20 protein-coding genes and 1 tRNA gene are annotated in these 24,672 nt (G+C 57.6%); 13 read left to right on the top strand and 8 right to left on the bottom strand.

Features of this window, described 5'->3' with window-relative positions; translation table 11 throughout:
- Positions 1–172: 172 nt before the first annotated feature.
- On the top strand, positions 173–946 hold the full coding sequence (locus EII23_RS09810) for a hypothetical protein (protein ID WP_124793199.1): 774 nt from the start codon (positions 173–175) through the stop codon (positions 944–946).
- Between the two features lie 78 nt (positions 947–1,024).
- On the opposite strand, the gene EII23_RS09805 is transcribed toward EII23_RS09810, so the two are convergent.
- Together EII23_RS09805 and EII23_RS09800 are read right to left on the bottom strand one after the other, a co-directional pair.
- A complete protein-coding gene (locus EII23_RS09805; protein WP_124793198.1) occupies positions 1,025–1,696 on the bottom strand; it encodes an adenylate kinase in 672 nt (223 codons plus the stop codon).
- 208 nt (positions 1,697–1,904) lie between these two features.
- Positions 1,905–5,117, bottom strand: coding sequence for an AsmA-like C-terminal region-containing protein (locus tag EII23_RS09800; RefSeq protein WP_124793197.1), 3,213 nt, complete (start codon positions 5,115–5,117; stop codon positions 1,905–1,907).
- Between the two features lie 117 nt (positions 5,118–5,234).
- Between EII23_RS09800 and EII23_RS09795 the strand changes: the two genes are divergently transcribed.
- Positions 5,235–6,233 (top strand): glycosyltransferase, encoded by a 999-nt coding sequence (locus tag EII23_RS09795; RefSeq protein ID WP_124793196.1) that lies wholly within the window; start codon positions 5,235–5,237, stop codon positions 6,231–6,233.
- Positions 6,234–6,312: 79 nt separating this feature from the next.
- Here the strand turns inward: EII23_RS09795 and EII23_RS09790 are convergent, their stop codons facing one another.
- Positions 6,313–6,672 carry a hypothetical protein gene (locus EII23_RS09790; RefSeq protein ID WP_124793195.1) on the bottom strand — a complete coding sequence of 120 codons (360 nt, stop codon included), beginning with the start codon at positions 6,670–6,672 and terminating at the stop codon, positions 6,313–6,315.
- Between the two features lie 191 nt (positions 6,673–6,863).
- Here EII23_RS09790 and EII23_RS09785 point away from each other — a divergent pair, with 191 nt between their 5' ends.
- Positions 6,864–8,267, top strand: a complete 1,404-nt coding sequence (locus EII23_RS09785; RefSeq protein WP_124793194.1) for a radical SAM protein — start codon at positions 6,864–6,866, stop codon at positions 8,265–8,267.
- 134 nt (positions 8,268–8,401) lie between these two features.
- Here the strand turns inward: EII23_RS09785 and EII23_RS09780 are convergent, their stop codons facing one another.
- Entirely contained in the window at positions 8,402–9,238 is an 837-nt protein-coding gene (locus EII23_RS09780) for a hypothetical protein (RefSeq protein ID WP_124793193.1), read from the bottom strand.
- 95 nt (positions 9,239–9,333) lie between these two features.
- On the opposite strand from EII23_RS09780, the gene EII23_RS09775 reads away from it, so the two are divergent.
- From EII23_RS09775 to EII23_RS09765, 3 genes are all read left to right on the top strand, one after another.
- Positions 9,334–9,819: a MarR family winged helix-turn-helix transcriptional regulator gene (locus EII23_RS09775; protein ID WP_124793201.1), complete on the top strand. Its 486-nt coding sequence runs from the start codon at positions 9,334–9,336 to the stop codon at positions 9,817–9,819.
- A gap of 168 nt (positions 9,820–9,987) precedes the next feature.
- Positions 9,988–10,356, top strand: coding sequence for a cupin domain-containing protein (locus EII23_RS09770; RefSeq protein WP_124793192.1), 369 nt, complete (start codon positions 9,988–9,990; stop codon positions 10,354–10,356).
- Between the two features lie 170 nt (positions 10,357–10,526).
- Positions 10,527–10,973, top strand: coding sequence for a flavodoxin (locus tag EII23_RS09765; RefSeq protein ID WP_124793191.1), 447 nt, complete (start codon positions 10,527–10,529; stop codon positions 10,971–10,973).
- Positions 10,974–11,107: 134 nt separating this feature from the next.
- Here EII23_RS09765 and EII23_RS09760 read toward each other — a convergent pair whose 3' ends face one another.
- The 3 genes from EII23_RS09760 to EII23_RS09750 form a co-directional block, all read right to left on the bottom strand.
- Positions 11,108–11,797: an epoxyqueuosine reductase QueH gene (locus EII23_RS09760; protein WP_260424677.1), complete on the bottom strand. Its 690-nt coding sequence runs from the start codon at positions 11,795–11,797 to the stop codon at positions 11,108–11,110.
- Between the two features lie 5 nt (positions 11,798–11,802).
- Positions 11,803–14,187, bottom strand: a complete 2,385-nt coding sequence (locus EII23_RS09755; RefSeq protein WP_124793190.1) for an Rne/Rng family ribonuclease — start codon at positions 14,185–14,187, stop codon at positions 11,803–11,805.
- 178 nt (positions 14,188–14,365) lie between these two features.
- Entirely contained in the window at positions 14,366–15,061 is a 696-nt protein-coding gene (locus tag EII23_RS09750) for a metallophosphoesterase (protein ID WP_124793189.1), read from the bottom strand.
- A gap of 75 nt (positions 15,062–15,136) precedes the next feature.
- On the opposite strand from EII23_RS09750, the gene EII23_RS09745 reads away from it, so the two are divergent.
- Positions 15,137–15,811 (top strand): 5-formyltetrahydrofolate cyclo-ligase, encoded by a 675-nt coding sequence (locus tag EII23_RS09745; protein ID WP_260424676.1) that lies wholly within the window; start codon positions 15,137–15,139, stop codon positions 15,809–15,811.
- Complete coding sequence (locus EII23_RS09740; protein ID WP_124793187.1) at positions 15,802–16,560, top strand: polyphenol oxidase family protein; 759 nt, start codon at positions 15,802–15,804, stop codon at positions 16,558–16,560. Before EII23_RS09745 ends, EII23_RS09740 begins: the two co-directional genes overlap by 10 nt.
- Before the next feature lie 93 nt (positions 16,561–16,653).
- Here EII23_RS09740 and EII23_RS09735 read toward each other — a convergent pair whose 3' ends face one another.
- Complete coding sequence (locus EII23_RS09735; RefSeq protein ID WP_124793186.1) at positions 16,654–18,204, bottom strand: lipopolysaccharide biosynthesis protein; 1,551 nt, start codon at positions 18,202–18,204, stop codon at positions 16,654–16,656.
- A gap of 154 nt (positions 18,205–18,358) precedes the next feature.
- Here EII23_RS09735 and ilvD point away from each other — a divergent pair, with 154 nt between their 5' ends.
- From ilvD to EII23_RS09710, 5 genes are all read left to right on the top strand, one after another.
- Positions 18,359–20,044: a dihydroxy-acid dehydratase gene (gene ilvD, locus EII23_RS09730; RefSeq protein ID WP_124793185.1), complete on the top strand. Its 1,686-nt coding sequence runs from the start codon at positions 18,359–18,361 to the stop codon at positions 20,042–20,044.
- A 546-nt stretch (positions 20,045–20,590) separates the two neighbouring features.
- Positions 20,591–20,666, top strand: a tRNA-Thr gene (locus tag EII23_RS09725).
- Between the two features lie 151 nt (positions 20,667–20,817).
- Complete coding sequence (locus EII23_RS09720) at positions 20,818–21,594, top strand: hypothetical protein (protein WP_124793184.1); 777 nt, start codon at positions 20,818–20,820, stop codon at positions 21,592–21,594.
- A gap of 1,118 nt (positions 21,595–22,712) precedes the next feature.
- Positions 22,713–22,919, top strand: coding sequence for a helix-turn-helix domain-containing protein (locus EII23_RS09715; RefSeq protein WP_260424675.1), 207 nt, complete (start codon positions 22,713–22,715; stop codon positions 22,917–22,919).
- Positions 22,916–24,550, top strand: coding sequence for an Alw26I/Eco31I/Esp3I family type II restriction endonuclease (locus EII23_RS09710; protein ID WP_124793182.1), 1,635 nt, complete (start codon positions 22,916–22,918; stop codon positions 24,548–24,550). The genes EII23_RS09715 and EII23_RS09710 overlap by 4 nt, the downstream gene beginning before the upstream one ends.
- The last annotated feature ends 122 nt before the right edge of the window (positions 24,551–24,672 follow it).

The following is a 24,672-nucleotide window of genomic DNA, read 5'->3' as shown; positions in this document are numbered from 1 at the left end:
CCGATGATACTGCATATCTTCATGTGGGAAAGTAGGCCGCTGTCAACGATTCTTACCCCCCCCTCTCACGACAACCGCGGGAGGGGATTTTTTCGCACGAAAACGTATTTGCCTCAAAAAAGGCTGTGCGCTATAGTGTGTACATGGGGCAGGCGGACACTGCGGAGGCGGCATGCGGCGATTTTATCAGGAAAGCTGGCAGGGCATACCCTTTACCTCCTTTTCGCACATTTCCTTTTTTCGCCTTGCGGAGCCCAGGTTCTACGCGGTCTTTTACGAAGAGCTTTTCCGCCGCTACAAGGACTGGAACGATCTTCCCGAATCGTGGCGCGAGAACAAGCGCAAAGACGCCTGCTGGCTGGCCGCCCGTCTGCGTGAGTTGCGGGCGCTTAATGAGGGAGATGGGCGCGATGAACCTGCGCGCGTTCTGTCCATCGGTAGCGGCTTGGGCTATATGGAAAAAATTTTTCTGGAAGAAGTGCCCGGCCTGGAACTGCACGTCAACGAGCCGAGCACTGTGGGCATGCGCTGGCTGCGCAGGCATATCCCCGGCGAGCGCATTTATATAGGCCTGCCGCCGGCCTGCCTGCCTTCCGATATCCAGTACGACATGATCTATCTTTCAACAGTGGATTACGGCATTCCCACCCCGCAGTTCCGTCATATGCTGGATGCCTTGCGCGCCCAACTGGCCCCCGGAGGCGAACTGGTGCTGCTTTCCGCCTCTCTTCTGGAAGAAGATTCTCTGGTGGGCAGTTTTGTAAACGCCATAAAAATTCTGATCCGGGGCATTCTGCATTTTATGGGCATCAGGCGACAGCAGTTCTGGGGCTGGCGGCGAACCCGCGATGAGTATTGCCTGCTTTTGAAACAGGCAGGCTATACGGAAATCCGGGACGGCTGGCTGGACGACGGTTTTGAAACCTACTGGATCTGCGGGAAATAGAAATTCGGGAATATCCGGCACTTCTGTGCTGGTTCACGCCCGTGCGGTTTGTTTTCCGCACGGGCGTATGCTTTTTGGTCAGGCGAGTTGCTTGAGCAGGGTTTCCTTGATGGATTCGATGCTGCCCTCACCGTTGAGTTCGATATATTTCGTCTTGCCTTCCGCCGCCAGATTCTTGAAGAAATAGGCTGCGGCCAGGGTGCCGTCTTCCGTATTGTAATAGATGTCGTGGCGCTTGTTGATGGCGCCTTCGTCCTGATCGTCGGAGCGACAGCTCAACTCTCCGCCACAAACACGACATTTGTCACCTTCGGGCTTGATGGCGGGGATAAAAATGTTGTTGGGGTGGTTGTTGTTGTTCTTGCACAGGCGGCGGCCCATGATGCGGTTTTTGGCCACTTCGCGGGGCAACAGAATTTCCACCACATAGCCCAGGGGCATGTTTTCGGCGCGCAGGGCGTCCCACAGCTTCTGGGCCTGCACCATATTGCGCGGGAAGCCGTCCAGCAGCCAGCCTCCCTGTCCTTTAGTTTTCAGGGTCTCCAGGACCATGGGGATGGTGATGTCGTCGGGAACCAGATCCCCGCGGTCAATGTAGGCTTTGGCCTTTTTGCCCAATTCGGTGCCGCCGCCGATGTGCTCGCGGAAAATGGCTCCGGATTCGATGTGGGCAAGGTTGTACTTCTGCTTGATGAGGTCTCCCTGCGTGCCTTTGCCGCTGCCGTTGGGGCCGAAGATAAGGATATTCACAGACATTCTCCTTGGCGGAAACCGTTGAGATTGCGCAAAAAAGAACACGATTGCCACTGTAGCCCGGAGAGTGCGTTCTGTCAACGGGGGAACAGAAGAACGGCAGGGGCGTCCGCAATCAGGGCACAGATTGCCCGAAGTGCGCAAAAAACGGTGCGGGGCTGCGGCCGTCTTGTGCGAAAAATGACGACAGAGAAGCGATGGCGCGTCAGCGAAAGATTTTCCAGGCTCCCTGCACGAGTCCGCCGAAGACGTCAAACACGCCCTGGGTAATGCCGCCCAAAGTGTTGAGCAGAAATTTCCCCGCCCCGATGGATGTTTGCGGCTTGTCCAGGCTGCCATACAGGCGCAGGGGGAACTCGGGCAGATTTGTTTTGTTGACGGTCAGGGTACAGTCAAGGGTGCGCTTGTCCAGATCTACCCAACCGCCTCCGTCCAGCTTCATGTCCTGCGCCTTGAGATAAAAATCGCTGCTGCGCGCCACACCGTTGATCAGGCTTCCCGAACTGCCCGCTGCCTCGAAGTGGGTGGGTTTGCCCTTGAGATTGCCTGCCTTGTCGCGCGTTTGGTATGACCCCTTGGTCAGGCTGATCCGCCATTTGCCGTTGGCCCGTGCGGGGAATTGCCCCGGCCCTGTCATTTGTGCCCTGATTTCCGCGCTGAGGGATCCCCGGCCGGTGAGCACGGCATCGCCGCCCCGGTCGGCGCTGGCGGCCTTGAGGTCAACGCCGTCGGCATACAGGGAATTTTCCACAGTCAGGCCCTGCCCGAACGTCATGGAGCCGCGTACGGTCAGGGGCGCTCGGTAAAAGCGTGCGGAAAGCGTTTCGTAGCGCAGATGCCCGTTTTCCAGGCGGGAGGAGAGGCGCAGGTCATGGACGGCGAGCTTCATGGCCGTAAGCTGCCCTACGCGCACTTCCCCCTGTGCGTTGAAGGTGCGCAAAAAACGCAGATCCCACGGCTTTTCTGCGGCCTTGGCCGTCTTTTTTGGGGTATTGTCTTCAAGGTAGCGGTCAAGGTTCAGTTTTTCCGCAGCAAGGGAATACTTCAGATTCGGTGTCTGACGCCAATCCACCTGCACGGAGCCCTTGATGTCGTTTTTGTCCACACGCAGGCGCAAACCGCTGATTTCCAGCGTGGAAGGCGTGCCCTTGAATGCGCCCTCCAGTTCCATGCGGCGTAAGGGCTGTGGCGGGCGCGCTGCGGGCATGCCAACCTGACGCAATGTCTGTGCCAGATCAGGGCTGACGGCAGAAAATTTTCCCTGCCAGGAAGGGCGCTCCGCATCCAGAGATATTTGTGCAGAGCCGCTGCCCTCCACGCCGAAGGCGGCCACGCGAGCCTCGCTGACAGACACCAGATCGCGCGCCGCCTGAAAACCGAATTTGCCGGTAATCTGGGCTTGCGCGCCGTCGGAATCCGGGGCATGGCCGGGAGGCAGAGTCAGGGTGCACGATCCGGGAATCCCGCGAAATTCCATATTGGCGCCGTCCGCTTCGCCGCCGAACCACAGCCGGCCGTTGAGATCTGTGGAAAGCTGCATGTTGTCGCGCGTCAGGCTGCCCGTCCATTGGCCCTCCAGCCCAAGGCGTCCCTGCTCCCAGGCCGCTGTGCGCACTTTCAGGCCGATATCCAACGTTTTGAAAGGGATGCTGGAAGATTTTTTTTCTGTGGCGCGCAGGGGCCGTATAGTGCCGCCCTGGGCCCTGACCGCCACAGTGCCCCGCAGCTTGTCGAGAAAAACGTCGATTTCCTTGCCCTGGCTCTGGATGTTCACATCACCGCGCAAACTGCCCCCGCTGACGGGAATGACGGGCAGGGCCTGCGCCAAATGCGTGCCATCGACGTTGCGCAGGCTCAGGCGGATGGCGTAGGGGGTTTCCGCAGCGCCGCCAAGAATGGTTTCGCCCTTGATGCTGCCGCCGTACAGGCTGCCCTCGGCCAGCAGCAGCGTGTCTTCCAGGCGGCTGACAGGGTCTATGAGTCCGGGCTTGATGATGACCTGAGCATTGTCGATGAGCAGCGGCCCGTAGTTCACGCGGGCAGCTTTCAGGCGGATGTCATAGCCCACGCCGGGGTCATCGGGCAACACGGGGGAACCGGGCCGCGGCGTCAGCGGCTCGTGCCCGTAAGAAGGCTCCTTCACCCGCATGGCCACGGATTCGGGCAGGGCTTTGCCCAGATCCACGCTGTCCGAAGCCAGATCCAGAGCCACTTCGGGGTTGGCCCAACTGGCCACGCCGCCGGAACCGGCAAAGCGGCTTCCGGCGGCACTCACTTCGATATGGGGAACATGCAGTCCTTTCCCGTCCATGACAAAGGTGAGGATGCCTTCGGTCACGTCGTCCAGAGCCACCTGCAAACCCGGCGCAAGGGAGCGGGCAAAGCCCAGCCACTGCGTGAGGCTTGCCCTGCGCAGTTCCAGGCGCCCGTGGAGGGCAAAAGTCTCTGTCCCTCCCGGCTCCAGCGTTCCGTTGAGAATTGCGCTGTCTCTGCCCAGAACCAGCTGCAGGTTTTGCAGGCCGATGGCGTGATTCGTTTTTTGGCCGGAAATATCGCCTGCAAGCTGAAAAGGCAGCAAAACATCGTTTTTGCGTACGTCGCCCCGCAGGGCGGAAGTCATGCCCCACCCTGTATCTGTGGTGTTGAGATCCAGAGAAAAATCCATCCGCGCCAGCCAGTTGGACAGCAGCAGCGTCCCCTGGGCGTGCAGCGCTGGCGAGCGGTCGAGAAAACCATTGTTCTCCGTCTTTCCGAAGAGCAGAAGGCTGTCCAGGCGTGCGTCGGGCTGCCCCGGTGCGGAAAAGCTGGCCTGACGCCAACTGAGCCTGCCGCGCAGCCGCTCCGGCGGCTTGAGGCGAAGGTCGCAACGCAGGCCCGTGATGCGCAGCCGCGCCCCCTCAGGATGGGCAATGTCGGCTTCGCCCTGGTCCACCACCAGTTGGACGGGACCTTCCACCCCCAGGCGCGCGCTTTCCGCGATGCCCAGCCGGATCAGTTCCCGCAGCGCTGCCGGATCCGGCCTGAACAGATGCTTGGGCGGTTGCACGCCGGAGGCCTGAGGGGAGAGACTTCCGGCCAGCCGCGGACGTTGCAGGACGAGCCTGCGCGGAATGAGCTTGCCGTCCAACAAGGCGAGATAGTCGGGCACAAGACTGACGCTGTCCGCAGCAAATGTCCAGCCGTGGCCCTCCACCGTGGGGGCGCTTGCCACCAGAGCGGGCAGGGGGAGCAGTGCCACATGCACCCCCTGCGCCGTGATGTGCAGGCCGGTGACATAGGCAATATCGTCTCTGTAGCTGCTGAGCAGGGCCTCGGGGTTGCGGTGCAGAACAAAAAGGGCCGTGCCCGCCAAGACGGAAAGCACCAGCAGCATGATCAGAAAAATGCGCAGGACAAGGCGCAGCCGACGGTAGAGCATGGTATTCCTGCGCCTTGACGCATTCTGTCGCCAAGGCTAGTTTTACATGTATTGTATCTTGGCGTTGTTGGCAACCGGCGGGGCACGGCCTTCCGAAAATTCACCCGGCAGGATGGTATGCGGCGGCTTTTGTGGATCGGCAGTCCGTTTTTCGGGCATGCCCTGAGCGCGCAAGGGTGGCGCGTTTTTCTGCACAATTTTGAAACACCTTCTGTTTACGGCTGGCGGGATCTGGTGCGTCTGGCCGGATTTGAACCGGATGTGCTGGTCGTGGCCGACAAAAGCCGTGCGCCCTTTGTGCTGGGCATGGAGAATTTTCCCTGCCTGACCGTATGGTACAGCGTGGACGCGCACATCCACTCCTGGCAGCCCTTTTACGCACAGGCCTTTGATCTTTGCCTGGTGTCCCTGCGCGACAGGATGGGAGATTTTGCCGGGCCTTTTCTTTCGCCGGAGAGAGTCTGGTGGTCTCCCCCCTTTGCCGCCAACGAGGACGTGCCCCTTGTGGGCCAGAGCAGAGAGTGGGACTGCCTTTTTGTGGGCAGCGTCAATGCAAATCTTCCGCGCCGGGCAGCCTTTCTTGAGGCGCTGGGGAGCAGATTGCCCGGTTTGCGGCTGGAACAGGGGGACTACAGACAGCTTTTTTCGCGAGGCAGGGTGTTGCTGAACCACTGTGAGCACGGCGACCTGAATTTCCGGGTTTTTGAAGCTATGGGCTGTGGGGGCTGTTTGGTGACGCCCCGCGTGGGGCACGGCCTGGACGCGCTTTTTACGGAAGGCGAACATTTTTTGGGGTACACGCCGGACAGTGTGGAAGAAGCCCTTGCGCGTATCCGCTTTTTTCTGGAAAATCCGGCGCACGCCGAGCGCATGCGCCGCGCCGCTCTGGCTGCCATTGACGCGGGCCATCGCGCGGAGCACCGGGCGCGGACGTTCACGCAGCGTATCAGGGCACTTGGGGAGCGGGCCGGGCTTCTTGTTCGGCAACGCCTTGCGCGGGCGCGTATGGTGCGCGAGAAGAGCTTGCGGCTGCTGTACCTGCACTGGGCCGAAGAAAATCCGGATGCCGCCCTGCGGGCAGCCTGGGCCGCTGCTGCGGGGGGGACATTCGGCTAGCAGAGCGGGTGTGTGTGATGTTTCTGGCTTGCGGCCGGACGGTCGTGCTGTGCCCGGTTTGTTGCCTCTGCGCAAAAGATCAGGTTCTCCGTTCTGTGGGGCGGTCTTCCGGGAACTGGAGGCGGTTTTCCCCGGCAGGTTCAAAGCGCAGTTCCAGGGCGGGATCCGTGGGCATGGGTGAAGGTTTTTGCGGCTCGCGGGCAGTGTCCAGGCTCAGATGGTCCAGAGGTTCCCGCGTTTTTTCCCGGCCAGGGCGTCCGGCATCCCCAGCGGGTGCGCGTGTGCGGGATTGCGGCTGCAATTCCTGAAGCAGTTCCCGCATGCGGGCCAGCTCTTCGCGCAGGTCCTGGCGAAACTGTTCCTGACTGCGCTGCATGTGGTACAGAGCGGCCAGAATGCCGAAAAAACACAGAAAGATGAACAACATGAAGGAAAACATGACAGGCCTCCGCACGGGCGGCTGCAAAGGCCGCCCAAAAGCACTGACAACGCCGCAAACAACCGGAATCAGGCTGCGGCTTCTGCCGCCCGCAGTGGCAAGTTTGCGGTCTGTCCGTTGTCAGTCCGGGTCGGCGTACCCGACCGCATGTCCATCATATCCGTTTGCCGCCACAGGGGCAAGGAGCTTGTATGACAGCCCGACATCCGCAACTGCATCTGGTCGTGTCTGACGAGCGCGGCAATATTTATGACGATCCGGATTTGCTCATGCTTTGCCGGCGCGGCGCGCAGTGGGGGCTGCCCCGCCCCGACGAAGTCATGCCCCTGCCCCCGGAAAGCGAATTTTTTCTTCTGCCGGGGCGGCAGGCTGTGGGGCTGGATCCGGAAAGCGGCCGTCCGTCCTGTCCGGGAGGTGAAGCCCGGTTGGCTGTGGCCGCTTTTGCGGCTCCGGGACACACAATTTCGGCCCATCCCGTGTATGAAAGCGGCCCGGAGGCTCCGCTTTTGCCCCTTTTTTCCTACGGAGCCGTGGGCTTTGCCGAGGGCCGTTTTTATCTGTGTGCCCGCCGCGTGGATACTGACCCGCGTCAGGAGTTCGGCAACGTGCCCCGTGCCCGCATTGAGCGGGGTGCGCGCGACCTGTTGCGTGCATATTCCGGCAATCGGCTGGTGCGGCATATTCTGGAAAACTGCGTGGCTCGCTATGACTGCCCAGCGGCCCGCAATTTCGCTCTGGGCCGCTACGAGGCCCCCCTGCCCACGGCGCGGGCCTGCAATGCCCGTTGTGTGGGCTGTATTTCCGCGCAGGAGAAAGATTCTCCCGTGGCGGCAACGCCCCAGTGTCGCCTTGCATTCACGCCGGATCCCGCAGAAATCGTGGAAGTCATGCGCATCCATGCCGGGCGCGAGCTTGTAGCGCCCGTATTTTCCTTTGGCCAGGGGTGCGAGGGCGATCCGCTGACGAATGCGGAATTGCTGCGGGAGAGTATTGCCCTGTACAGGGCTGAAGGAGGCAGGGGCACAGTGAATTGCAATACCAATGCCTCCCGTCCCGCAGCAGTGGCTGCTCTGGCCGAAGCCGGGCTGACCAGCCTGCGCGTCAGTCTGAACAGCGCCCGTCCGGAACTGTACCACAAGTATTACCGCCCTCTGGACTATTCTCTGGACGATGTGCGCCGCTCCATCTGCGAGGCGCGCGGGCGCGGCGTATGGGTTTCGCTCAATCTGCTGTTTTTCCCCGGCGTGACGGATACGGAGGAAGAACTGGAAGCCTTGGCCCGTCTGGCGGGAGAAGACGGCGTGAGCATGATCCAGTGGCGCAATCTCAACATTGACCCCGAATGGTATTTCCGGCTCATGAACGGCGGTGGGGGCGAGTCCGGAGGGCTGGCGCTGTCGCCCAGCATGGGCTTGGGCCGCTTCATGAAGCGCCTCAGAAAATTGTGCCCCTGGCTGCGTTATGGCTACTTCAACCCGTATTTGGGAGAAAAGGCCCGGATTGCCGCGCCCGCACCCGGAACCTGGAGCATGCCGGAGCCAAAAAGCCTTTCCGACGGAAATGGGAGCGGTGATGGAGGCGCAGAGGAAGGATGAGAGGGCTTTTTCACATTACGATAGATCTGTGTGTGCTCTGGTAATGTGTTGCCGCCCTCTGTCCGGCATCTGTCTTCATGACGGTGCTGCCTGACAGGGGCGGCCTTTGGAGGATCCAGCGGCAGAGCCGTCTGCTACTTGTAAAGGGCCTGGGCCAGATCTTTCAGTCCTTCTTCGCCGGGAAGGCCGGGATACGCTTTTTTGACAGCTGCCATGAAATCCTCCGCTGTTGCGCAATCAGCACGCAGCTTTTTGAGAGCCTTGAGATAGTCCAGCCTGAACTGCAGGGCTCCCTCTCCGGCAATGCCGCCGTGCCCGCCGACAAAATACCTGCATCCGGATGCCAGCGCAGCTTGGGTTGCGTCGATTTCTGCGTCGATGGCCTGGGGAGTTCCTGCCTGCAAGTGGCTTATATGGGCTTTGGCGGGAGTCCAGTGGCTATAGTATACCTGCTGCTTGCCGATGATGATGCTCGCCGCCGGGAAGTCCGAGGCCGCCCCTTTGAGAAAGGTAAACGGCACTCCCGCAAGGGTCACGGTTTCGCCAAAGGGCACTTCTGTGGCCGCTACTTCGGCAATGTCCACCATGCTGTCCCCGAAAGTTTGGCGAAAATGGGCCAGCATGCCGGTATAGACTTCGCCCTTCATGAAGGCAGGCATGCCCTGTGGCATGAAAACGGGCGCGCCGGGAGCAGAGCCTGCGTGATAGTTGGTCACCACCTGTACCACGGGTTTTTTCAGGGCCGCTACATAGGCGTCAAATTCTTTGGCGTTTTCCTTGAACAGAGGCAGTTCCATGGTCACAAGGCCGTCTTTGCCTTCCACAATGAAGCTTGTGTCGGCCATGACATCTCCGGAATTGTAGACATGCAGCCTGAAACCGTCACAATCCAGTGTTTCAAAGTGCCCCTTGGCTCCGGCGCTTGCGGTCAGCAGCAACAGGCCGAGCAGAGCCGCAAAAAATGTTTTCATGTTTTTTCTCCATGCATGGTTGTTGGGGAGAGCATGTTCTCTCCCAAATATGCCTTGACAATAGTTCGTCAACGAACTAAATGTACGGCATGAACATGCAGAACGCAAGCCCGGAGGGCACAAATTTTTTTCAGGAGCCCGCAGAGTCTTCTGTGCTCAGCCTCGTCTCCCGCATCCGGGAGCAGGGCAATGCCTTTCTTGCCGCGGCGCTGGCAGAGCGCGACATACACGACCTCCTTCCCGCGCACGGCGCGGTTCTTCATGCACTTTTTGCAGAAAATCCCATGCGCATGCAGGATATGGCCAAACGTATCGGCAGAAAAAAAAATACGGTCACGGGCCTCATCAACACTCTGGAGGCGCGTGGGTACTGCCGCCGCGAGCGGGACAGCGCGGACGGGCGCGGGCAGCGGATTTTTTTGACCTCCAAAGGAGAAAGCATGCGAAAAGCGCAGGAGGAAATTTCTGCGCAGCTTCTCCGGCAGGTCTGGAAAGGCGTTGACGGCGAAGACCGGCAGGCATGCATGCGCATACTGGCAGTGCTGCTGCGCAACCTGACGGACAGGGACGCGGGGGAGTAGCCGATGGAACGGTAAGCGCCAGTGGATCATGTGCCCAAAAGCTTGTATCCGGGCAGGAAAGTGGGTTTCGCATTTCGGGCGGGGCGATGCTTGTGCGCATGCAGTGTTTGGCTGTCACGGCCCCAAAAAATTTTTGACACAAGTAGCCGGATTTTTCAGGAGGATCACATGGCACAGGCAAAATTGGTTCGTTTTTCTTCCCCCCGTACAGAACTGCACGACGCGCTGGGGCTTACCGGGTGTGAGGTATCTTTCAATGAAATGCCTGCGGGGGCGGAAATCCCTTTTGTACACTGTCATGAACAAAATGAGGAAGTGTACATTGTACTCGACGGCAGCGGGAAAGTATGGCTTGACGGGGCCGTGACGGACATTGCCGGAGGCGACTGTTTGTTGGTCGCACCGGCGGAGCACCGTTGCCTCAAGGCCGGAGCGCAGGGGTTGAAATATATTTGTATCCAGGCGCGGGCAGGCAGCCTTGCGCAGTTTACCATGACCGACGGAAAAATTGTGGAGAACGAAAAACCGCAGTGGTAGGGCGCTTTCTCTTGCCAGCAAATCTGTTCGCTTTCTCCCCTGGCCGCCTGATGAGACAGGGGAGAAAGCGTTTTGCATGAAATTTTTAGTGCTTGAGAAAAGAGCTTGACAAAGGCGGGAGCGCGCCCCATAAAAAATGAAATTCATCTTCATAAAGAAGGGAGGCAAGCATGAGCAAGGTTCTGATCGTGTACGGTTCCAGCACCGGCAATACGGAAAGTATTGCCCAGAAATTGGGCGAGCGCATTTCTTCGGCCGGGCACAGTGTGGAGGTGCGCAATGCGGCTGACACCCAGCCCGAAAAACTTGCGGACGGCTATGACGCGGTGCTTTTTGGCTGCTCTGCCTGGGGCATGGAAGACCTGGAGCTTCAGGACGACTTCATTCCCCTTTTTGACGGCTTTGACCAGATGAATCTTGCAGGGCGCAAGGTGGCCGCCTTTGCTTCGGGCGACAGGGAATACGAGCATTTTTGCGGCGCTGTTCCGGCCATTGAGGAAAAAGCCTCGCAACTTGGCGCCGAAATCATTGCCGAAGGGTTGAAAATGGAAGGCGATGCGGGCAACGATCCCGAGGCCGTCGAAGCCTTTGCCCAGGACGTGCTCAAACGTCTGTAGGCGTGCTTGGTCCGGGGCGCAGAGGCGTTTTTCGCGCTTTCGTGCTCCGGCCACCTTTGCTGCATTGCCGTATTCTGCATTCCGCAAGAAGTGGGGCGTGAAGGTTTTTCCCCGCCGCATTTCTTGCGGAATTTTCAAACCGCGGGAGAACCTGCCTTGGAAGGGCGGGACTCCCCTGTGCCCGTTCGTTGCAGCCGCAGTAATTTTTTTGCATAGCGTTCCGCCTCGCTGTAGATGCAGCCGCAGTAGGGCTGGCGGTACAACTGCATGGCGCGGGAACGGTCGATGCCTTCCTGCCAGTCTGTGCGAAAATCTTTGTACACAAAAGCGGGGTCGCCCGTGTGGGACAGCCTCGTGCCCGCAGTGCGGAGCACGTCATGGGGCTGGTAGCGCGAATACAGGAGGCTACTGCTGAAAAAAGAAAAACCCAGGGCGCGGGCTGCCGCAAAGGTCGCTTCCAGGCGGCTTTCGCAGCAGTAGGAGCAACGTTCCGGCGGAGCGTCACGTCCGTTCACGGCCCGCAGCCATGCGGTGATGTTCCAGGTTTCGTCAGCGCAGACAATGGGCACATTGAGCGCCCCGGCGCACTGGACTGCGGCTTCCCGGCGGCGCAGATATTCTTCCAGCGGGTGGATATTGGGGTTCATGAACCACATGGTGACGGCATAGCCCATTTCGCGCAGCCGGAGCACGGGCATCACAGCGCAGGGGCCGCAGCAAACGTGCAGTAAGAGAGCGGAACTGTCCTTGGGAGCGGCCCCGCTTTGTGCTGCCTCTGCATCGGGGCTGTTGTCACGCGGGCTGTGCGTCATCGCTTCGGGCATCGGCCTTACGGGCGTATGGTGATTTCCAGATGTTTTCCGTATTCCTGCTCCAGCTCGCGCAGGCTGTCGCGTTTGTGGTTGAGCAGATACAGGGCCAGTTCCGGCGTGGCGGGAAAGGCGCATTTTTCGCCGTTTTCCGAGCGCATCTGGCGGCGCAGCTCACGCAGGGCCTGCAATGCCTGCCATTCGATGTTGCGGCGCATGCCGGTGCCGCCGCAGGCAGGGCAGGGTTCCAGAGTGATGGCCAGAGCCGAGGAACCCGTGCGCTGGCGCACCAGTTCCAGCAGACCAAAAGAGCTCATGCGCCCCACATCATGTTTGGCGCGGTCGCTCTTCATGGCGGCGCGCAGTGTTTTTTCCACCTCGAGAACATGCTTTTTTTCGCGCATTTCTATGAAGTCGATGACCACCTGCCCGCCGATATCGCGCAACCTGAGGTGGCGGGCGATGGCTTCTGCAGCTTCCATGTTGGTCTTGTGGGCCATGGCCTCGAAATTGCCCTTGCCCGAAATTTTTCCCGAGTTGATATCAATGGCCATGAGGGCTTCCGTCTGGTCAAAGACCAGGCGTCCCCCCGACGGCAGAACCACTTCGCGCGTATATATCTGCTCCAGTTGGCGGCGCAGGTTGAAGCGTTCCCACATGCCCGTGCGGTGGTCGGTGTGCATGCGTATCAGGTCTTTCTTGCGGGGGAAAAGCTGGCCCACTGTCTCGCGGATGCTTTCGGCCACATCCTCGTTATCCACCCAGATTTCCGTCACATCCTCGGTCAGGTAGTCGCGCACAGCCCGTTCCGAAAGGCCCGGCTCCTGATAAATGAGAGCCGGTGCCGCGACTTCCGTGCCTTTTTTTCTGATATTGCGCCAAACACGCTTGAGGTATTGCAGGTCATTTTTCAGTGTGGTCTTGGTGGTGCCCGCACTGACCGTGCGCACAATGACCCCCAGCCCCTGGCCGGGATCAATGCCGTTCATCATTTCCCGCAGGCGGGCGCGCTCTTCCCCGTCTTCCACCTTGCGTGAAACGCCGACCTGCTCCTGCCCGGGCGTCAGCACAAGAAAGCGTCCGGCCAAAGAAAGCCATGTGGTCAGAAAAGCGCCCTTGTTGCCCGTAGGCTCCTTGACCACCTGCACAAGAACTTCCTGTCCGGCTTTCAGTGTTTTCTGGATGGGGGGAAACTTTTTGCCCTTGGCAGGTTCATGGTGCGCCAGCCAGTATTCGGGGTGCACTTCGTCGATCTGCAAAAATCCGTTTTTCCCCGCGCCGTAGCTGACAAAGGCAGCCTGAAGGTTGGCGTCGATATTGTGGATGACGCCCTTGTAGATATTGCCCTTGATTTTGCGCTGGTGCTGCATTTCCAGATAGTATTCCAGCAACTGCCCTTCTGCGGTCAGAGCCACTTCAACCTGCTCTCCCGGCAGAACGCTGATCAGCATGCGGCGTTTGCCCGCAGCCTTCTCTGTGGAGGCGGAATCCTTTTTTGTTGCGGAGCGCGCTTCCGTGGGAGGGTTTTTGCCCTCTCCGGTTTTTTCTTTTTCCTTGCGGGGTTGGGCAGTGTCAGCAGTTTCTTCCTGGGGAGCGTCCGCAGAGGCAAGCTCCTCCTGAGGCTGTGCGTCCGCAACCTCTTTCACTTCTTTTTTCCGGTTGCGGCCCCGGCCCCCTCGACGCCCTCTGCGGCTTCTGGGCGCGGCCTCGCCGGAGGCAGGCTGTGCCTGTGCCGGAACGTCCGGTGCGGAGCCTGGCTCCTGTTCCGGCATTGCTTGCCGGGATTTTTCGGCGGCATCGTCGCCTGCGACGTCATCGGTCGCTGTTGCCTCCGGTTTTTTCTCTGCCGGGCGGCTGCCCGTGCGGGGCGAACGGTTTTTTTGCTTTTGTGCGGGGGCATGGACAGCATTTTGTGACGCTGCAGAAGCCGCGCCCGCAGTGTGGGGCGTGGCCGGGACAGGGGGAGAAGCCTTTTCCGAAGGCGCGCCTGCGGCAGGGGATATTGCCGTGTCGGCCTGCGCGGAAGCCGGATCGGGTTTTGCGGTTTCGGCCGTTTTTCCGCGAGAGGAGCGGGACGAATTTTTTTTCGGTGCGGTTTTGGGGGCCGGGCGGGCTGCTGCCGGTGTTGGGGCCGCATCCGGGGACGGCGTTTGCTTTGCTGTGGTATCGGCTGTTTTTGTTGTTTCGCTTTTGGCTGTGCCCGTTTTGCGGGCTGGTGCGCGTTTTGCCCTTGCGGGGGGAGCGGATGCGCCGTCTTTTTGGGGGGGAGTTGCCGCATCCGGCGTGGGCGCGGCGGCCTGGGGAGCGGTTTTGTTTTTGGGGGAAGCGGTCTTGCCGCTACGCCGGGCAGTCACACGGGGAGCGTCCGCGTGAGGCGCGGACGCATCAGGGGTCTGTTCACTCATGAAAATCCTTTGTGCAAAGCGCAAGAAGCGCTTTGGGAAAATTTCTTCCGCCCTTCAGTAAGGTGCCGCCGTGCGGGTATGCTGCTGAAGGATGCCGCCGCAGCTTGGACAAGCGCAGGCAGAGCACGGTTACGGATTGCCAAAAATACGTTGTTTCAGAAAATATGCAAGCGGCTTATCAGCACTCCGGTTCTTCCAGTATTTTGAGCTCCGCCGAGAGGGTCCCGGCATTGGAGCGCAGCAGCACATATCCGCCCTGCACCAGCGGGCCGGGATTGACCACCAGGGTACGGCCAATGCGATCCATGGCCCGCGCTTCATGGATATGCCCGCAAAGGCAGATGTCCGGCTGATTTTCTTCGATAAATTCGCGCACGGCTGTGGAACCCACGTGCACTCCTTCGCTGATGGCGTCGCAGTTGGTATCCTTGGGCGGATTGTGCGACACAAGCACACGCTGCGGGTAGGCCCGCGCTTTTTTCCAACAGGCTTCAAGCCAGGCCGAGAAGGCCGATTCGGGAAACTCGCTGGGGGTGCCGAAGGGCGTGAAGGTGGACGCGCCCACGCCGAAAATCGCGATCTGCGGCGTGAGTTCCCGTGTGGAGGTGTGCAGGTTGCAGCCTTTTTCGCTCAGCCACTGGTCGACTTCGGGGCGGTCCATATTGCCGATCTGGGCCAGAACGGGAATTCCGCAGGCGGACAGCGCCTCCATGACCAGCTCTGCCTGCTTGACGCCGCCGGTGACGGTCAGGTCGCCGGTAACGATGATGCCGTCGGCATGGGACAGCTCGGGTATTCTGGCAAAGCATTGGGGCTCATCATGAATGTCGCCCACGGCGATCCAGAGGTAGTCCTGCTTCTGGGCGCTTGGCATTGCGGCACTTCCTTTGTTACACAACAGATGCGTCATGCTGCCACATTTTTCTCGGCAAGAAAAGGTCTGTCCACAGTGAAAAAGGCCGCTTCCCGTTTCTTCTCATCCTGTTCTGCCTCGCCCAACGTCCCCGTTGCTCCGGACGAAGCGGAAAAAGCAAGGGCAGGGCAGGGCGCTGCCGAAGACAAGGCATGCCTGCGGCGGCGGATGGCCTTGGCGCGCGCGGCCCAGCCAGCACACCTTGCCCTCGCGCGCGGCCGGGAGGCCCAGCAGCGCTTGCTGGACACAGCCTTCTGGCGTGAAGCGCGCTCTCTTGCCCTGTATGTGGGAATTGGCGATGAAATGCCGACAGACATGCTGCTGCGCGCGGCCTGGGACGAAGGGCGCCAGGTATGGCTGCCGCGCGTGCTGCCTGCCGGGCCGGGTATGATGGATTTTGTCTGTTGCTCTGGTCCGGAGTGCCTGGTTCCCGGCCCTTTCGGCCTGCGGCAGCCGTGCGCCTCTCTGCCGGGGGCGGACAGCGCGGGCTTTGCGCCGGACTGCATGGTACTGCCGGGCCTTGCCTTTGACCGCACTGGCGGACGCCTGGGATACGGCGGCGGCTATTATGACCGTTTTGTTCGGGACGAAACACGCTGCCTGCGCGTGGGGCTGTGCTTTGATTTTCAGCTTGTGGAAAGCCTGCCGCTGGATCCGTGGGATCAGCGGGTTCACTGCCTGTGTACCGAGGAGCGCCTGTTGTGTCCGTAAGTGTTCTGCCTTTTTGTTTTCCGGGCATTCCTGCCGTGCGCTGCGTTTTTCAGACCCGCACGGGCGGCATGAGCCGTGGGGGCTATGCCATCGGCAATATATCCTTTCAGGTGGGCGACCATCCCGAACATGTGACGGCCAACCGGCAGAGCATTGCCGGAATGCTGCACGCGCAGGGCATGAACTGCTGGGCGGAGTTGGAGCAGGTGCACGGCGACGGCATGGTCTTTGAGCCGGAGGCGACAGACGTGCTGGCTGCCAACCTCGCGCAGGGCGATGGCATGGCCACCTCCCGCCCCGGCCTTGCCCTGCTCATCAAGACAGCGGACTGCCAGCCCATTTTGCTGGCCCACAAAGGCGGACGCCATGTGGCGGCGCTGCATGCGGGCTGGCGCGGCAACCGCTGCAACTTTCCCGGCAGCGGGGTGAGGCGCTTTTGCGAGCGTTACGGCCTTGATCCGCGCGATGTTCTGGCCGTGCGCGGGCCGAGCCTGGGGCCGGGCAAGGCCGAATTTGTCAATTTTGCGCGGGAATGGGGGCCGGATTGGCAGCCCTGGTTTGAAGAAACAGGGCGCACCATGGATCTCTGGGGTCTGACCCGCTGCCAGCTGGAAGATGCGGGGCTTCTGCCCCGTCATATTTACGGGCTGGATCTGTGCACCGCCGACAATAACGACCTTTTCTTCTCCTACCGGTGCGACAGGCGCTCCGGCCGACAGGCCGCCCTTGTCTGGATTGCAGCAGGGTAGGGTGCTGTCGCGTTCACTGCGCGCCTGCCGGCGTCATGGCGCGCTGCACGCGGGCGGGGATGTGTCGCCCTGCCGTGTGCCGTGATGGCCGCATCACTCCGGGCGTGCGCGGGATTTTTTCAGACGGAGGAAAATTTCCTTCATATCCTGCCGTGAAAAGCCCATGACTTGGGGCAGGGCAAGACAGAGCGCGCCCACGCAGCAGGTATAGAGCAGGCCGGAGAGCAGAAAGCGCGCAAAGGAATCCTGATCGCCCAGTCCCAGAGACAGGCTCCCCTCACGGCAGGCAAAGGCCAGTGCCAGCAGCAGGGCCAGGCTCCATATCTGGTGGCCCAAATTGCGCCAGAAATTCAGGGGAATGAAGCGTGAGGCCAGCCAGAGATACAGATTGACCGTAACAGCCTGCACGCAGACCGTTTTGACGGCAAGGCCCACAGCGCCCATATTCAGGCCAAAATATTCCGGCGGCGCCAGCAGAAACCATGCGGTGCCGAAGCCGTACACGCATTCGAGGGCCGCCATGTTGCGCAGCACTCTGGTGCGGTTCGCCGCGTGAAAGACCGAGCCAGCCAGTTGCCCGTAGGCCTGGTGCAGCGGATACAGGGCCATGATCTGCACCGGCAGGGTGGCAGCGGCAAACTGCGGGCCGCCGAAAAAGCTGACCAGAGCGGAGCCTTCGGCCAGGGTAAAGCAGGAAAAATAGGCTGCCACCACATAGAGCAGGGGGGCAAAACGCGTCAGCAGGCGGCCCATGCCTTCGCGGTCGTCCCGGCCCCAGGCGATGGAGAGCTCCCGCATGACCAGAGGCGTCATGGCCGAAACAAAAAGAAAGCAGGCCATGCTCACTTTCTGGGACAGGGCAAAGAAGCCCTGCTCCACGCTGCCGTCAAACCACTGCAAAAGCCAGCGCTCACCGGTCAGCAGCACAAAGGAGAGCAGGGCCTGAACCAGCAGAGGGTGGCTGTAGGCGAAAAATTCCCGGCTGTAGGCGCGGCCCTGACCGGGAGCAAGGGCAAGGCGCAGAACTTCTCCGCGCTGTTGCCAGACCCTGCGCGTTACCAGCCAGTATCCCAGGGCTGTGACGCCCAGCATGAGATATTGCTGGGCAAAGAGGGTGTGGATGTTCAGGCTGTCTGCCCAGAAAAGCAACCCCAGCAGCCCTACTGCCAGAAGGGAAGTCACGGTGCGCGTCATTTCCGATGCGATGGTGGCTCCCACGGCATCGTTCATGGAGCGCAGCACCCGTCCCCACCAGGTCAGAAAGGCCCAGAAAGCCGCCAGAGGGGCCAGCCACAAGGGTATGTCGGGCAAGAGCAGATTGCCTGCAGCGGGAATCTGCATGCACAGGGCGGCCAGAGACATGACGCCGAGCACCAGCGCGCTCACCCGCAGATAAAAGGCGATGAGGCCCGCTTCCCGCTGGCGGCGGGAGAGGGCGTTGTAAAAACAGGTGGAGGTTCCCATGTCCAGAAAGCCGGTGAACTGCTGGAACACGTTGGTGGCGAAGCTGTAGTTGCCGTACATCTGCGGCCCCAGAGCGCGGGGCAGAATGGCTTCCATGACCAGATACACGGGGACGGAAGCGATGTTGGCCAGAAGTTTGAAAATATAGCGGCGGGCCAGGGTGGGGGTGGCGCTGTGCATGGCGCGAAGGTAGCCTACTTCCTGTCCGCGCTCAAGGGCGATGCGAAAAGCGGAGGTGCGCGCCTTTCACCGATGCGATGCCGTTTACGGATGCGGAGATTTGTCCTACAGTCCGCGCATTCGCACACGGATTTTACCCAGCAAGGAAAACACAATGGATCAGGAAAATCGCAGCAAAAAAATGAAGTCGGGGCTGGAAAAGGCCCCTCACCGTTCTCTGCTCTACGCCCTGGGCCTGACCAGGGAAGAAATGAACCGGCCTCTGGTGGGCGTGGTCAATGCTGCCAGTGAGGTGGTTCCCGGACACCAGCACCTCGATACCTTGGCTGATGCGGTCAAAGCGGGGGTGCGTATGGCAGGGGGCACGCCCTTGCAGTTTCCCGCCATCGCCGTTTGTGACGGCTTGGCCATGAACCATGAGGGCATGCGTTTTTCTTTGCCCTCGCGCGAGTATATTGCCGACTCCATAGAAATCATGGCGCGGGCGCACGCCTTTGACGCTCTGGTTTTTTTGCCCAACTGCGACAAGTGCGTACCCGGTATGCTCATGGCCATGATGCGCTTGAACATTCCCTCGGTGCTGGTTTCCGGCGGGCCCATGCTGCCCGGCAACATCGGCCCGCAGCGCCGGGGGGATCTGATCACGGTTTTTGAGGGCGTGGGCAAGGTGCGCAGCGGAGCCATGAGCGAGGAGGAACTGGAATATATGGCCGAGCGCGCCTGTCCGGGCTGTGGCGCATGTGCGGGCATGTTTACGGCCAACTCCATGAACTGCCTGTCCGAAACTATCGGCGTGGCTCTGCCCGGCAACGGCACTATTCCGGCGGTGAGCGGCGCGCGCGTGCGCCTTGCCAAGACGGCGGGCATGCGCGTCATGGATTTGCTGGCCCGGAACATCCGCCCGCTGGACATTGTGACGCCGCATTCTGTCGCCAATGCTGTGGCCGTGGACATGGCGCTCGGCTGCTCCACCAATACGGTGCTGCACCTGCCCGCGATCTTTGGCGAGGCGGGGCTGAATATGGGGTTGGACATTTTTGACCAACTCAGCCGCAAAACGCCCAATCTCTGCAAACTCTCGCCTGCAGGCGCGCACTACATGGTTGATCTCGATACTGCGGGCGGCATCCCCGCTGTCATGTCAGAGCTGGACAAACTGGGGCTTATTCACAAGGAATGCCTGACTGTCACCGGCAAAAGCGTGGGGCAGAACCTCTGTGACAGCAAGGCCCGCATTCTTGATCCCGAAGTCATCCGTAGCGTGGAGAACCCCTGGTCGCCTCAGGGCGGCATTGCTGTTTTGCGGGGCAGCCTGGCTCCCGATGGGGCTGTGGTCAAGCAGTCGGCCGTGGCCCCCGAAATGATGTGCCGTCAGGTGCGGGCGCGTGTCTTCGAGTCGGAAGAGGACGCCATGCGTGCTATCCTTGACGGCAAAATCGTGGCCGGAGACGGGGTGGTCATCAGGCAGGAGGGGCCGCGCGGCGGGCCGGGCATGCGTGAAATGCTTTCGCCCACGGCAGCCATCACCGGCATGGGCCTGGGCAGGGATGTGGCCCTGCTCACGGACGGGCGTTTTTCGGGAGGAACCAACGGCGCGGCCATCGGGCATATCTCGCCGGAAGCCGCCGATGGCGGCCCCATTGCTCTGGTGGAAGAGGGCGACATGATCCAGATCGACATACCGGGGCGCGCCCTGAACCTGCTGGTGGACGAGGCGGTTTTGGAACAGCGCCGCGCGGCCTTGCGCATGGTAAAGAAAGACTGCCCCTATCCGGTGCTGCGGCGCTATGCTGCATTGGTCACCTCTGCTGCCAACGGCGGCAGATACAGGGACGTGTGATTGGTGCAAAGAGCATTTGATTGCCTGCGGCACAAAAAATGCCGACACACCTTTCAGATGTGGCGTCAGGCGGCATTGCCGCAGGAGAAGATGCCATGGAAAATCTGGAAAGTCGGCGATAGCGCAGCAAAGCTGCCAGAGAGAGCATGATCCCTGGATCTTTTAACTCTGTGCGGAAGCGCCTCAAGGCGGCGAAGTTTTGAATCGGAGTCTTTCTTGACAGCGCAGCGGTTTTTTGAGAAATGTCTTTCCCTGCGCCCCCTCCCTGCGTGAGAGGCGGTGCGGATTTATGGTGCGGACCAAGAAAAGCATGGGAATGACGCCCCATTCCACCTACGTGTTTTTTCTTATCTGCCAATGAGTGACAACAGCACTCCTGTTTTTCGGGGGGCAAAAAACGGGAGCTTCTCCCGCAAGCGTTGATACACAATGCCGCCTTGGCTCAGTTGGTAGAGCGGCTGATTCGTAATAGACCAGCTTGTCAACTGGTTAAAAGTAGAAAGTCACAGTAAAAGTGACGAAAAAAGTTTTACAAAACAGGTATTTGCCAGCTTAGCTCACTTGGTAGAGCAGCTGATTCGTAATCAGCAGGTAGCGAGTTCAATTCTCGCAGCTGGCTCCATAAATTACAGGGGTTTAGGTGTTAAAAAAGTACCTAAACCCCTGTTTTGCGTCCAAAGGGCTTTTCTAGCCTATTTAGAGCATGGCAGCGGAATCGCTTTTCGAGCGTATTTCGAGCATATCCGGGTTTTCACCCCGCGCGGGGTGGAAATATGACCGGCAACCGTTGCGGCCATGATCCCAAGCATCCAAACCTTTCCCCGGCCAAACCCATCAGGAAAGGCAAGGGCGGCTTGCCGCGCATTCTGTCGCTGGCTGCGGAACGGGCCAAGGCGTGGTATTTCCATCCGAAGAAGTGTAAGCTACTCCAATCTCACCCTCACCGAAAAACGCGCTCAGAACGGCGTGAGGCGTGTCAGATTGTCATTGAGACTATCTCCCACCTTGACCTTGCTTCGCTCTGCTTGGGTACGCCTACGCTTGAGAGTGGCTTCATTGACATTGATATGCGAACCATCGTCCGGGATTCTGGTATGGGCCAGCGCCGATGTGAGCGGGCTATTGCCCTGCTGAAAGAAGCGGGTTTTATGAAGGTGCAGCAGCCCCGCGTTGTTAATGACCAAGGTGACTATGTGGGGCTGCGGGCCATCCGTGTTGTGACCACGCTCTTTTTTGAATTTTTGAACCTTGGGCCGATGCTCCAAATAGAAAGAGCCAGAGCCACAGAGAGGCTCCAACGCCGGGCCAGAAAAGCCCAATGCAAGCTGACTGACTTCATGCGCCGAGTGACCAAAGGACTTCGCAATTCATTTGGATGGAAGTCCCGCCCTTCGCAAGCCGATATGGAAAAGCGCCAGGAAGAAACCCGGCGCTGGAATATCGCTTGTGCGAAATATATGCTTGCCAACCTTAATTCCGACGAATGCCGTCGACGAACCAACGCGAAACTCGGATTACCATCTGATTATAGCCCCGGCAGACGCGCATAGCAGGGCTTGCGCGTCTGCCGCATAGGGTTTTTCTGAAAATTGCGCTTACCCCAGCCCTGCCGCTCCCCAAGAATCGAACTTGCCAGCCTGGATTTGTCCATGAAGGGGTTTTCCCCACTGCCACGGTCATGCTGCGAAAATAAGTGTCGCATGGTTGGCCCGTAGGTGTCGCGCATAAACCAAGAGGCAAAAAATTGAGAAAAGAAAAAGGAGGAAGTTGTTTTATGAAAGTGTCCAGACTAGCATTTTTAATTATGGCGAATTCGCCAGAATTAAAAAAATATAAAACGTGTATCTTTGATGACAATAGAAAAGTTATGATGGGGCGCCATTTCAATGAATATATATGACATGTAGTGTGCTTGGAAAGTCCTTTTACATAGAAGGAGTCGCGCCTATAAACTTCCATAGATACCAGACGCAACAGAGGAATAATATTTTAATTTATTCCCAATTTTCTCTAATGAACGTTTATCACCATAAAAATACGTGATGTCCGATGCTGGCCTGCATCTCAAAAAGGTAACACATCTGAACGCTTCAAGCTAAATATAAAAAAATTCAGCTGTCCACTTTTCAATTACAAGATTTTTTTACTATCTCGCGTATTGCTTCGACTGAAGAGAGAAACATAAGTAAATAAAACTTTAACTGCCAATAATATGTTTTAATATCTTCTTGATGTATTTTATCTTATAATTTGCCAATCTAGTGTTGTATAAGTCGTATATACTTGCTGAATGTATATTGGAGTCCAATCATATATATGAGGATGCTCTACTCTTTATTGTACTAGCAGCTCTAAAGGACAACTGTTGCCCGATGATAGAAAACAAAGCTGTTTAAAATAGTCATCATTCCTCTTCCACAAGTCACAGGAGCCTAGAGCAGACATAACATTGGTAGTATATTGTCCTTTTTTGCTAGGCTATATTCTGCTTCTTTGACTGTTTCAAATACCAAGAAAATAGAAGTAGCTTTATTATTTTCACTATTCCACCTCTTCTTTAGTGACCGTGCGAGCTGAGGCTTGTCCAGACAGGCTATCTAGCAAAATGCTAACCATAGTATGTGGAGCAAACTACACACTATGGTTAGCATTTTTTATGGAGAAAAGAATGATTTCAGTTTCATTCGGAAATGCCGTGAAAAAGCGCCGTAAGGCTCTTGCTTTATCCCAAGAACAGTTAGCTGAAAAAGCCAAGCTACATCGCACGTATATTGGGATGATAGAGCGTGGAGAAAAAAATATCACGCTTACGAATATTGAAAAAATAGCCTTAGCGTTGGGTTGCGCTATTAGTGAGCTAATGGAGGGGTTGTGAAGCAGAACGGCACGGAACTCATAAAATATGGTAGCAAAGGGCAAGCTTGGGCACCAGAATTTGTTGCGTATATGTCCAAAATTGTTTCTCACCCTGCATATGCTGATATGCCTGATGCGATCAAAGAGGATGGCAAAATTCAATGGGAAGCACCATCCAATCGCGAAGGTGGTAAATATCAATATACATATAATAAGCGGTTAGAGTGGTGGAAACAGAAAGCGCAAAGTATTGGCATTGATACAAACCAAAACCAATGGATAAGCCGTACAGCTAAAATTATACATCCGACAAAAGAAAAGCCTTGTAAGCGTTGTGGGCAAACTATGAAGATAGGGTATTACTATCCAACATCAAATTTGATTAAACGCTTTTTGGCTCTTTATGGCGAAAATTTTGAAATCTCACCCACAGAAACTATTACTTCGGTGGTAGAAAGAGTGTATTCTTTTGAAGGGGATAAACTATTTAAACAATTTTCCACATTGTTTTTGGCAAAAAACATTTCAGTTCCTACGCCTGTGGACCTTGCTGATGCAATCCGATGGCTTGAAAATGAGTATATTCCGCTTGAGCCCTCAACGTTAAGCCCTGGAGCCATGTCAAACGCTCCTGACAGATTTGATGGATTTCACTCGTTTAACAAATGCTGCCGCCATAAGGCTGACACAGGACGTCATACGGAAAATTTGAAGACATATACTTCAGACAGGCGAGTTTTCGAGTTCTGGTCGGAGGGAAATTGGGCTGCTGCCGATAGATTAATGGGCTTGATAAAAACACAATTCAAAAATGAGGCATGTGCCGATGGTGGCGATGGCCCTCCTACCGCAGACCACATCGGGCCGCTGTCACTAGGCTTCTGCCACCGACCCGAATTCCAATTACTGAGCAGAAGTGCGAACTCAGCAAAAAACAACAGAATGACTCTATCTGATGTACAAAATCTACTGGCAACCGAAAGACGAGGAGAACGGGTTATTTCATGGTATGCTGTTGAGCTATGGAATAGACTAAAATTTACCATAAAAACTGATGAAGATGCCCTAATTTTGTCAAAGATGCTCCGCGACAACCAAAGAATTGCAATGCATATTCTTTGGCTTCTATTTGCAAATAAAAAGTTTACTTTTTTAGCATCATTACTGGAATTGAAACACGCAGAATACAATTATGATTTTATATGTTTACATGTAGACAAATTCATAACATCATATGAACGGTTAGAGGCATCTCTGAAGTCTCCACAATATGCAGCAGAGCAAAAATCTCGAAGAATAAGAATTGCCTTTGAGGCTCTGTATGCATATGGGCAAAAGGATAATAGGCATCGGTTTATTCTACATGAAGATGAAATACATAATGCCATTGAAAATGTTCTAGTTATTTTGCAGGACCCTATTTTGTTAAAAATAGATGCCGGACTAGAGTCTTTACTATACCCATCCACGGGAATTTTTTCTGATTTAGCCTTACGTGAATATATAAATAGCCTTCCATGCTGGCGCATCCCTTCCGTATATTCTGCTCAAGAAGTACTTGCCTCTACTATGAACATGATAGGCAAGTCGCTGAGTGAAATGCGAGACAACCCTCGCTATACTCGCGAAATTTTTGACTTGAACGATTAGATAGTGTCGTCAAATTATAGTTGCCTGTAATCTCCCCATTTGTGGTAGTGCTCAAAAGTAGAGCCTATGCCGCCCGTTTCAGTTTCATGGCCGGGGTGATACCACCGATGCCCATATGGGGC

It is taken from the genome of Desulfovibrio sp. OH1186_COT-070 (assembly GCF_003860215.1).
Classification (GTDB): Bacteria; Desulfobacterota; Desulfovibrionia; order Desulfovibrionales; family Desulfovibrionaceae; genus Desulfovibrio.
This window is presented reverse-complemented; position numbering and strand designations above follow the sequence as displayed.

Bases quoted from the DNA above. Each gene is read 5' to 3' on its own strand.
- EII23_RS09810 (WP_124793199.1), top strand. From the start codon at position 173: ATGCGGCGATTTTATCAGGAAAGCTGGCAGGGCATACCCTTTACCTCC.
- EII23_RS09800 (WP_124793197.1), bottom strand. From the start codon at position 5,117: ATGCTCTACCGTCGGCTGCGCCTTGTCCTGCGCATTTTTCTGATCATG.
- EII23_RS09795 (WP_124793196.1), top strand. From the start codon at position 5,235: ATGCGGCGGCTTTTGTGGATCGGCAGTCCGTTTTTCGGGCATGCCCTG.
- EII23_RS09790 (WP_124793195.1), bottom strand. From the start codon at position 6,672: ATGTTTTCCTTCATGTTGTTCATCTTTCTGTGTTTTTTCGGCATTCTG.
- EII23_RS09785 (WP_124793194.1), top strand. From the start codon at position 6,864: ATGACAGCCCGACATCCGCAACTGCATCTGGTCGTGTCTGACGAGCGC.
- EII23_RS09780 (WP_124793193.1), bottom strand. From the start codon at position 9,238: ATGAAAACATTTTTTGCGGCTCTGCTCGGCCTGTTGCTGCTGACCGCA.
- EII23_RS09775 (WP_124793201.1), top strand. From the start codon at position 9,334: ATGCAGAACGCAAGCCCGGAGGGCACAAATTTTTTTCAGGAGCCCGCA.
- EII23_RS09770 (WP_124793192.1), top strand. From the start codon at position 9,988: ATGGCACAGGCAAAATTGGTTCGTTTTTCTTCCCCCCGTACAGAACTG.
- EII23_RS09765 (WP_124793191.1), top strand. From the start codon at position 10,527: ATGAGCAAGGTTCTGATCGTGTACGGTTCCAGCACCGGCAATACGGAA.
- EII23_RS09760 (WP_260424677.1), bottom strand. From the start codon at position 11,797: ATGCCCGAAGCGATGACGCACAGCCCGCGTGACAACAGCCCCGATGCA.
- EII23_RS09755 (WP_124793190.1), bottom strand. From the start codon at position 14,187: ATGAGTGAACAGACCCCTGATGCGTCCGCGCCTCACGCGGACGCTCCC.
- EII23_RS09750 (WP_124793189.1), bottom strand. From the start codon at position 15,061: ATGCCAAGCGCCCAGAAGCAGGACTACCTCTGGATCGCCGTGGGCGAC.
- EII23_RS09735 (WP_124793186.1), bottom strand. From the start codon at position 18,204: ATGCACAGCGCCACCCCCACCCTGGCCCGCCGCTATATTTTCAAACTT.
- ilvD (WP_124793185.1), top strand. From the start codon at position 18,359: ATGGATCAGGAAAATCGCAGCAAAAAAATGAAGTCGGGGCTGGAAAAG.
- EII23_RS09720 (WP_124793184.1), top strand. From the start codon at position 20,818: ATGACCGGCAACCGTTGCGGCCATGATCCCAAGCATCCAAACCTTTCC.
- EII23_RS09715 (WP_260424675.1), top strand. From the start codon at position 22,713: ATGATTTCAGTTTCATTCGGAAATGCCGTGAAAAAGCGCCGTAAGGCT.